The 7,677-nt window shown below is 70.1% G+C and carries 8 protein-coding genes and 1 pseudogene; 5 read left to right on the forward strand and 4 right to left on the reverse strand.

Going from position 1 to position 7,677, the window contains the following annotated elements; all coding sequences use genetic code 11:
• Window positions 1–181 (reverse strand): annotated as a pseudogene (locus ACWDNU_RS26170) (hypothetical protein); the annotation flags it as partial.
• Window positions 182–484: 303 nt separating this feature from the next.
• Here ACWDNU_RS26170 and ACWDNU_RS26175 point away from each other — a divergent pair.
• The 3 genes from ACWDNU_RS26175 (at window position 485) to ACWDNU_RS26185 (ending at window position 4,046) form a co-directional block, all read left to right on the forward strand.
• Window positions 485–2,011: a CehA/McbA family metallohydrolase gene (locus ACWDNU_RS26175; protein ID WP_449670833.1), complete on the forward strand. Its 1,527-nt coding sequence runs from the start codon at window positions 485–487 to the stop codon at window positions 2,009–2,011.
• Window positions 2,012–2,105: 94 nt separating this feature from the next.
• Window positions 2,106–2,921, forward strand: a complete 816-nt coding sequence (locus tag ACWDNU_RS26180; RefSeq protein ID WP_370936389.1) for a hypothetical protein — start codon at window positions 2,106–2,108, stop codon at window positions 2,919–2,921.
• Between the two features lie 564 nt (window positions 2,922–3,485).
• Window positions 3,486–4,046, forward strand: a complete 561-nt coding sequence (locus ACWDNU_RS26185) for a DUF3558 family protein (RefSeq protein ID WP_449670834.1) — start codon at window positions 3,486–3,488, stop codon at window positions 4,044–4,046.
• Between the two features lie 27 nt (window positions 4,047–4,073).
• On the opposite strand, the gene ACWDNU_RS26190 is transcribed toward ACWDNU_RS26185, so the two are convergent.
• A complete protein-coding gene (locus ACWDNU_RS26190) occupies window positions 4,074–4,310 on the reverse strand; it encodes a hypothetical protein (protein WP_370936391.1) in 237 nt (78 codons plus the stop codon).
• A 40-nt stretch (window positions 4,311–4,350) separates the two neighbouring features.
• Window positions 4,351–5,211: a hypothetical protein gene (locus ACWDNU_RS26195; protein WP_449670835.1), complete on the reverse strand. Its 861-nt coding sequence runs from the start codon at window positions 5,209–5,211 to the stop codon at window positions 4,351–4,353.
• A gap of 566 nt (window positions 5,212–5,777) precedes the next feature.
• On the opposite strand from ACWDNU_RS26195, the gene ACWDNU_RS26200 reads away from it, so the two are divergent.
• A complete protein-coding gene (locus ACWDNU_RS26200) occupies window positions 5,778–6,194 on the forward strand; it encodes a hypothetical protein (RefSeq protein WP_449670836.1) in 417 nt (138 codons plus the stop codon).
• Here the strand turns inward: ACWDNU_RS26200 and ACWDNU_RS26205 are convergent.
• Complete coding sequence (locus ACWDNU_RS26205) at window positions 6,173–7,087, reverse strand: trypsin-like serine peptidase (RefSeq protein WP_449670837.1); 915 nt, start codon at window positions 7,085–7,087, stop codon at window positions 6,173–6,175. The genes ACWDNU_RS26200 and ACWDNU_RS26205 overlap by 22 nt on opposite strands.
• Before the next feature lie 351 nt (window positions 7,088–7,438).
• Here ACWDNU_RS26205 and ACWDNU_RS26210 point away from each other — a divergent pair.
• On the forward strand, window positions 7,439–7,677 hold a 239-nt coding region (locus ACWDNU_RS26210), incomplete at its 3' end, for a hypothetical protein (protein WP_449670838.1).

The following is a 7,677-nucleotide window of genomic DNA, read 5'->3' on the forward strand; positions in this document are numbered from 1 at the left end:
GTGCTCGCGGCGGTGGGCACGGTCCGCTGCTCGGCCGCGTGCGCACGGTGCGCCGCTTTGTGGCGGGCGCACGGTGTGCTGCTTGATGGCAGCTGATCCGCCGCTGGTCCGTCTCCAGCTTCGTCTCGCCAGGTCCGCGCGGGCCCACGCCGCCGTTCGCGCCGCCCGCACTGCCGTTCGCGCCGCCCGCGCGGCATGTCGGGCGCCCCGGTCGGTGCGCCGTTATTCCGTGCGGGGCAAGCGGTCCTGCGCGAGCGGTTGCCGCGAACACTGTTCGATCCGCGGCCTCGGGAATTCTGGTCGAGGCGGGGCCTCGGGAGCTCTGTTCGTGATGCGGCCTCGGGGACTCCGTGCGAGACGAGGCCCGCTGGGCTGAAATGTCGATGCCGCGCGCGGCGAGGCACCGAGTGTTCACCGCGGCGTCGTTGATGGGGGTCGCTCCGGCGGCTAGCGTCGGCGCGACTTCTTTGCTGCGGAGGTAGGCATGTCCACTGGGGAACTCAACCGGCGCAACCTGTTCCGGGCCGGCGGCGTCGTCGCGGCGGGTGCGGCGATGAGCATGGTGCCGGGCGTCTCGTTCGCGGAGTCCGCGCCTGGCGCCGGGCAGCAGACGAAGACCGTCACCGGCACGTTCCGCCCGGACGTGCCGGACTGGTACTACCTTCCGGTCGACGTCCCGCGCGGCGTGAAGCAGATCGATGTCGTGTATTCCTACGACAAGCCGTCGGTGCCCGCCGGAACGCGCGGGAATGCTTGCGACATCGGGATGTTCGGGCCGGAAGGACACGAACTGGGCACTCGCCGCGGCTTCCGCGGCTGGTCCGGCGGTTTCCGCGACCGGTTCTCGATCAGCGCCGCCGAGGCGACGCCGGGGTACCTCGCCGGACCGATCACGCCCGGCCGCTGGCACGTCATCCTCGGCCCGTACACGGTCGCGCCGCAGGGCCTGAACTACCGGGTCGACATCACGCTGACGTTCGGCCGCGACACCTCGAAGCCGTTCCAGCCGAACCCGGCCCCGGAGACCGCGCCTGCGCGCGATCGCGGCCGGTCCTGGTATCGCGGCGACTCGCACCTGCACACCGTCCACTCCGACGGCAGGCGCACGCCCGAGCAGCTGGTCGCGGACGCGCGGGCGGCCGGGCTGGACTTCATCGTGTCCACCGACCACAACACGTCCAGCTCGCAGTTGGTGTGGGGCAACTACGCGACCGACGACCTGCTGATCCTGAACGGCGAGGAGGTCACCACGCGGTCCGGGCACTGGCCCGCGATCGGCGTCCCGGCCGGAACGTGGATCGACTGGCGCTACCGCGCGGCCGACCCGCGCGACTTCCGGCGGTTCACCGACCAGGTGCACCGGGCGGGCGGTCTCGTCACCGCCGCGCACCCGTTCGCGAACTGCTTCGGCTGCACCTACGAATTCGCGTACGAGATCGCCGACCTCGTCGAGGTCTGGAACGGTCCGTGGACCGCGGACGACGAAGCGAGCGTCACGCACTGGGACGGCCTGCTGCGCGGCGGCCGGTTCATCCCGGCGATCGGCGATTCCGACGCGCACAACCCGGACCAGACCGTCGCGCTGCCGCACACGGTCGTCCAGGCGGACCGGCTCGGCCGGGCCGAACTGCTCGCCGGGCTCAAAGCGGGCCGGTCCTGGCTCGCCGAATCGAAGGACGTGCAGCTCGACTTCTCCGTCTCCGGTGCGGGCCGCACCGCGGGCATCGGGGGACGGCTCGTCGCGGGCACCGGCACGCCCGTCGAGGTGCGCGCGGTCGTTCGCGGAGTGCCCGGCACGACCGTGACCTTCCTCGACCAGCTCGGCCCGGAGCACAGCGAGACCGTCCCGGAGTCCGGCTCCGCGACCGTCACGTGGACGACGTACCCGCGCTACAGCCGCTGGGTCCGGGTCGAGGTGCGGCGTCCGTCGGGCGGCCCGAAGACCACGACGCCGAACGCCATGGTGGCCATGTCGAACCCGATCTTCCTGGGCGCGCCCGACGCCGGCTGACCCGACCCGAGCGCCTCGCGACCGAGACGCCCGGGCAGACTGTGCACTTAAAGCGGGCAGTGGGGAAGGGCGGGCACGGGTGCGCGGGTGTGGCGTGCGAGCGGCGATTCTTGCGGTCGTCGTGGCCCTCGCGGCGGTGGTCGTCGTGGTGGTCATGTTCTCGAGCAGTGACGAGGTGAAGACCCCCGGCTGCACTGTCGCGCTGCCGAAGGGACCGAACGACGCTTCCGCGCCGCAGTACACGCTGCAGCCGGAACCCATGAACAACGCCGCGATCATCGCCGCTGTCGGCGTCAAACAGGGCCTGCCCTCGCACGCGGTCACGGTCGCCCTCGCGACTGCGCTGCAGGAGTCGAAACTCCGCAACCTGAGCGGCGGCGACCGGGACTCGATCGGCCTGTTCCAGCAGCGCCCGAGCCAAGGCTGGGGCACGCCCGACCAGCTCCAGGACCCGGTCTATTCGGCGACGGAGTTCTACAAGAAGCTGGCGAAACTCGACAACTGGCAGACGATCCCGATCACCGAAGCGGCGCAGGCCGTGCAGCGCTCCGGCGCGCCCGACGCGTACGCCCAGTGGGAAGACGAAGCCACCGCGCTGACCGGCGCACTGACCGGCCAGCACCCGGCGGCTCTGACCTGCCGCAACCTGACGCTGAACCCGCCCGCGAACCTGGTGACAGTGGCGAACGCCGAACTGGGCACTGCTCGCCTGAGCGGCGCGCACCCGGCCGCGGAAGGCTGGCGAATCGCGAGCTGGCTGGTGGCCCGGGCGGCGAAACTGGGCGTGGACCGGGTGAGCTTCGCCGGTCAGACGTGGACGGCGGAGTCCGGAGCCTGGGCTGCGGATGAGAAGGCCGGGCAGAATCTTTCGCTGCATCAGGCACCGGCCGCGCCGCCTAGCTCGAACTGATCGGACGGGCCGGGCCGTCGACGGCACGCGGGGCGAATCCGGCCAGCCGCCCGGCGGACGCGGGCAGCCCGCTGAGTGTCCGACCACTCTGGGCACTCTCTGCCGCGCTTCCTGAACGCCGCGACCACCGGTATCCGGTCAATTTCCGACGGTAGCGCCAGGACTTCGACATCGGATGCCGGGGCGCTGGCAACTGACGTCGTCGGCAGGCGCTGCGCTCCGAGCGGGAAGCACTTTCGGTTCCCGCGGTCTCGGCCACGCAACGGCTCGCGTTGCCAAACCGGGGGAAACCGCGCCCTTCAATTCTCTATTCGGCTGGATTCGGCGGTCGGGGCAGCTATTTGCGGCGATTTCGTCCGCAGGAAAAACGCTGTGCGACCGCCGTCGCTTCGACGGAAACGCCATCGCTCGCCTGGCCGGTGATTTGGCCTTGTGCCAACAAGATTCCGAGGCAACGGCTCTGCTCGCGACGCGGTGGAGATCGTCTCGGCGGCGTGGTTGAATGGCCGCCGGGTGCGACATCTGGATTGCCCGTTTCAGGTATTCACTGTCGAAGGCGGAAAAATGAACAGAACGCTGCCGGTGCGATTCCTTCCCATGGCCGTTCTGGCGTCTCTCGCAGCGTGCGGCTCCCCGGAAAGCAGCGTCGGAGCGGCGAGCCCGGCACCTCCGGCCGGCAGCGTGTCGATGCCGCCGTCCGCGAGGAACTTCACCGGCGCGGATCTGTGCGCCTTGCTGACCGATGCGGACAAGCAGGCCCTCGGCCTGACCGGTCCGGGCGAGGCTTGGGACCGGCCGTACAAGATGGGCGGCAGCCGCCGTGCCCGATGCCGGTGGACCGGCGACGACGCCGAGCTGAACCTCGCCTTTCACGACGCCGACCTCCCGAAAGACAGCGGGTTCCTGACCGAGGTCGAGGTGAGCCGGGAACAGATCCGCGGGCGCGACGCCAAGGTGGTCGCGTTCCGGCAGGCGCCGATGAATTGCGACGTCCTGGTGAGCCTGCGCCCGCTGGCCCACCTGAGCGCGGACTCGACTCCGGTCTCCGATGCGCCGGATCAGACCGAGAACTGCGCGTTCGCCAGGCGGGTCGCGGAGGCCGCCGCTTCGAGGATCTCCGGCTAGCGGAGGCGGCCGCTGTCTGTCGCCGGGCTACTTCGGAACGACGAGGATCTTTTCCCGGCCGAGCTGTGTGCCCGAGTCGACGTACACGGTGACCTCGCCGTCGATCCAGCGGACCAGCAGATCGTCTGGGTGGTCGTTGCCGTCGTAGTTTCCCGCGGCGAGAGTGATCGCGTTGGTCCACAAGGTATTCGGCGGCTGGACGCGGTGTTCGCCGTGGAGACCGGTGTCGTCGATGTCGGGGTAGCCGGTGACCTCGCCGTCCACCCAGCGGACCATGAGGTCCCAGGCGTCGTTGCCGGAGAAGTCACCGCTGGTGATCGCTCGGGTGTTCTTCCAGAGCTCGTTCGGCGCGGCGAGGGTGTTTCTCCCCGTGGAAACCGGCTTGGTCAAGGTTGGGATAGAGGGTGAGTTCGCCGTCGGTCCAGCGCGCGATCAGGTCGTTGCGCCGGGGGTCGGCGACGCTGAACCTGCCGCCGGTGATCGACACGGCGTTCTTCCACAGGTCGTTCGGCGCCATGAGCTGGATTTCGCCGTGCAAGCCGGACTGGTCCACTCCGGGGTAGAGCGTCAGCTCGCCGTCGACCCAGCGGACGAGCAGGTCGTCGGTGGCTCGGCCGGCGAACCTGCCCGCGGTGATGCTCGCGGCGTTCTTCCAGAGCTCGTTGGGTGCGGCGAGGGTGTACTCGGTGTCGAACCGGGCATCGCCCGCGGCGTGGTGGAGGCTGACTTCGCCGTCCTCCCATCGCACGACCAGGTCGCTGAATTTGCTGTCGAGCTTGCTTCCGGCCGCGAAATTCCCCGGCGCGATGCCGCGTTCGTGCTGCCGCCACACCCAGGCAGGCGGCAAACCGCCCGCGGGCGGGCTGGGAACCGAACCGGCCACGGCGGTGTCGTACAGCTTCCGGGCATCCGCGCCGAAGCAGGAACTGTAGGACTCGTTGTCGCTGGGGCCGCCGTCGTGGAAACCGCCGATCACGCCGATGACATCGCCGGTGCTGCCGTTGAAGTTGGTGATGAACGGCCCGCCGCTCGTGCCGCCGCTGTAGCCGTCGCACGAGATCTTCAGGAAGTCCCCGGGCCACGGTCCCGGCGAGCTGAACTTCGTCGTGGCCGACGTGCAGCGCAATGGCCGGGGTGCGTCGCCCGGGTAGCCGACCAGATGCACGGAGGGATGATCGAAGCCCGCGTCGGTGCTCAGCCGCAGACCGCCGACGACGTCCTCGACGTTGCGGCCGCCTTGCGGCTCGAGCTCCAGGAACGAGACATCCCACCGCGCGGCCTTCTCGTTGCCGAGATTCGCATACCGCGGGTCGGTCCAGATGTGGCGGGGCTTGACCGCGAACAGGCCGAACGGCTCCTGGCCGGCTCGCGATTGCGGAATGAAAGCCAGGGGCTTGTCCGTTTCCCCCGACCAGGCAATGCGCCGCGGTCAGCAGCAGATTCCGGCCCGGGCTCGACACCACGCTCGCGGTGCAGAACCGGTCGCCTTTGGCGGTGACGAGCTGTCCGGTCACCGGGTAGCCGTCGAACGGCTCGCTGCCAGTGGGGATCCGGTTCCCGGGAGCGGCCGCGCCGTCCACGCCGTGTCCGGAGACGACTGGCTTGGCCTTCGCCAGACGCGCGGGCGTCCAATACCGTGCCGCTTCCTCCGCGCGCCACCCGTTGATCGGGTAGTACTTATCGAACCATTGCTGCCATTCCTGATTCGGCGCGGTCGCCGCCGGTGCGGGCTTGCGCTCGTTCTGCGCGGCGGTCGCGGACGCGGTGGCCGCTTCCTCGGCAGCGGAAACGCTCGCTCCGGACAATGCCAACGCCAGGAAGACCGAGAACCCGCTCGCGGCCGCCATGCTCCGCGAAACTCGGTTGATCGCCATGCTCCGCACCCTCCCCGTGCTCAGGCGATGCCCCGGTTTCTCCCCGACCGGGACAGCCTCAGCCTCTCGCGAGTTCGCCGGCCCGCGCTACCTCGGGATACCGGTCGACACGCTCGACGGGCACCTGGATTCGCCGCTTTTCGCTGCCGGTAAACCAGGCGTCCCCGCGGAATTCGAGTATTCCGATGGCGTCGGATGCAGGAATCTTCAGGTGCTTCGCCCTCGACGGACAAAACTGCTCGCGGCCGTGATTCACCTGATTGCCGAGTTGTAGAGCTGGGCGATGTCGTCGTCGAAGTAGGCGCTGTAGGAGACGTCCGGGGTGGCGCCGCCGGTTTGGTAGCCGCCGATGGTTCCGATTACGGTGCCGGTTCCGGTGTTCGGGTCTTGGTTGACGACCCACGGGCCGCCGCTGGTGCCGTCGGGGAAGCCGGGGCAGGCGACTCGTTGCTGGAAGGCGTCGGACTGGGTCGTGGTGCCGGTGCAGACGACTGGTTGTTCGGTGCCGTCGGGGTAGCCGGTGAGGGTGATCGTGTGCGAGAAGCCCTGGTTCGTGCCCAGCTGGTTGGCGCCGGTGAGGCTTTCGAGGCTCGCGGAGCCGGGCTGGGCGACCTTGAGGAACGCGAAGTCGAGGTCCTGATCGGACGAGGACTTCCACCCGTCGGCGGTGATCGCGGCGGTGACCTGCCAGGTGCCGTACGGGGCGATGCCGTCGTGGTAGCCGGGCTTGAAGGTGACGCCGGAGATGTCGCCGCTGACGCAGTGCGCGGCGGTGAGGAGCAGGTCGCCGGCAGGGCTGTGCACGACGCTGGCTGAGCAGAAGTGGTTGCCGCCGGAGAAAAGCGCGCCGACGGTCCGGCTCGCCGTCGCCGTCGCGGATGCGCTGGGGGAGGTGCCGTTGTCGCCGGTGGCGGAAGCGCCGGGCGACGTGCCAGTGCCGCCGGTGGCGGGAGCACTGGGGGAGGCACCGGTGTTGCCGGTCGAGGTGGCTGCCGCCGTGCCGCGGGAATCATCGCCGGTCGAGACGGCGGGGGTGCCCGTGCCGCTCGGCTGGCTCGCCGGGCCGGTGACGTCAGCGGTGTCGACGACGGCGTTGGCGCCGCCGGTCGCCACGATCGCCGCCGCCGCGCAGACGATCAGCGCTGTCCGGGAAACGTTGACTCTCACGCTTCAAGATGACCATGCCGACGCCCGCCAGGCATCCCGTGCGGCCGGATGCACAGCAACCTCACAGCGCTTGCACATCGCCTCACAGCAGGGAATTCGATCTGCTGCGCCCGGAATTTTCCACCCTCGCGGGGGTGGGTGAACGGGTGCGCCGCGAGGTGGCGACGGCCCGTCGCGCGGTGCTTTTGCCGCAGGCAGGGGTGACCGGCCGGCCTGGGGGACTGGCCGGTCACCTGTCTGTTGCGCGGGCAGCGTGCTGGGCTCCGCCGAGCCGAGTTGTCGTCCGTGTTGGCGGTCTGTTCGGCAGATGGGTCATCACCCGGACGGACGCGCTGAGCACCTGACCGCTCGGTGGTGGACGCGACCGGGCCGGGCCAGCGCGAGGCAGTGACCCTCGCGAGCCGTATTCCGGACGCGAGCGCGGCTGCCTCGGCTTCGGTGGAGGGACGCCGGTTCAGCGGCATCCGGGCAGGCGACGCGGTGCCAGGCCGGGCTGGCGATCGTCCACGCGGCGGGGTGGCCGATGCGTCAGGTGCGGCCGGGCTGCGGTTCGCGCTGGGTTGTGGCCTGCTCAATCGGCGGCGCGGCCC

The sequence above is a fragment of the Amycolatopsis sp. NPDC003676 genome (assembly GCF_053587275.1).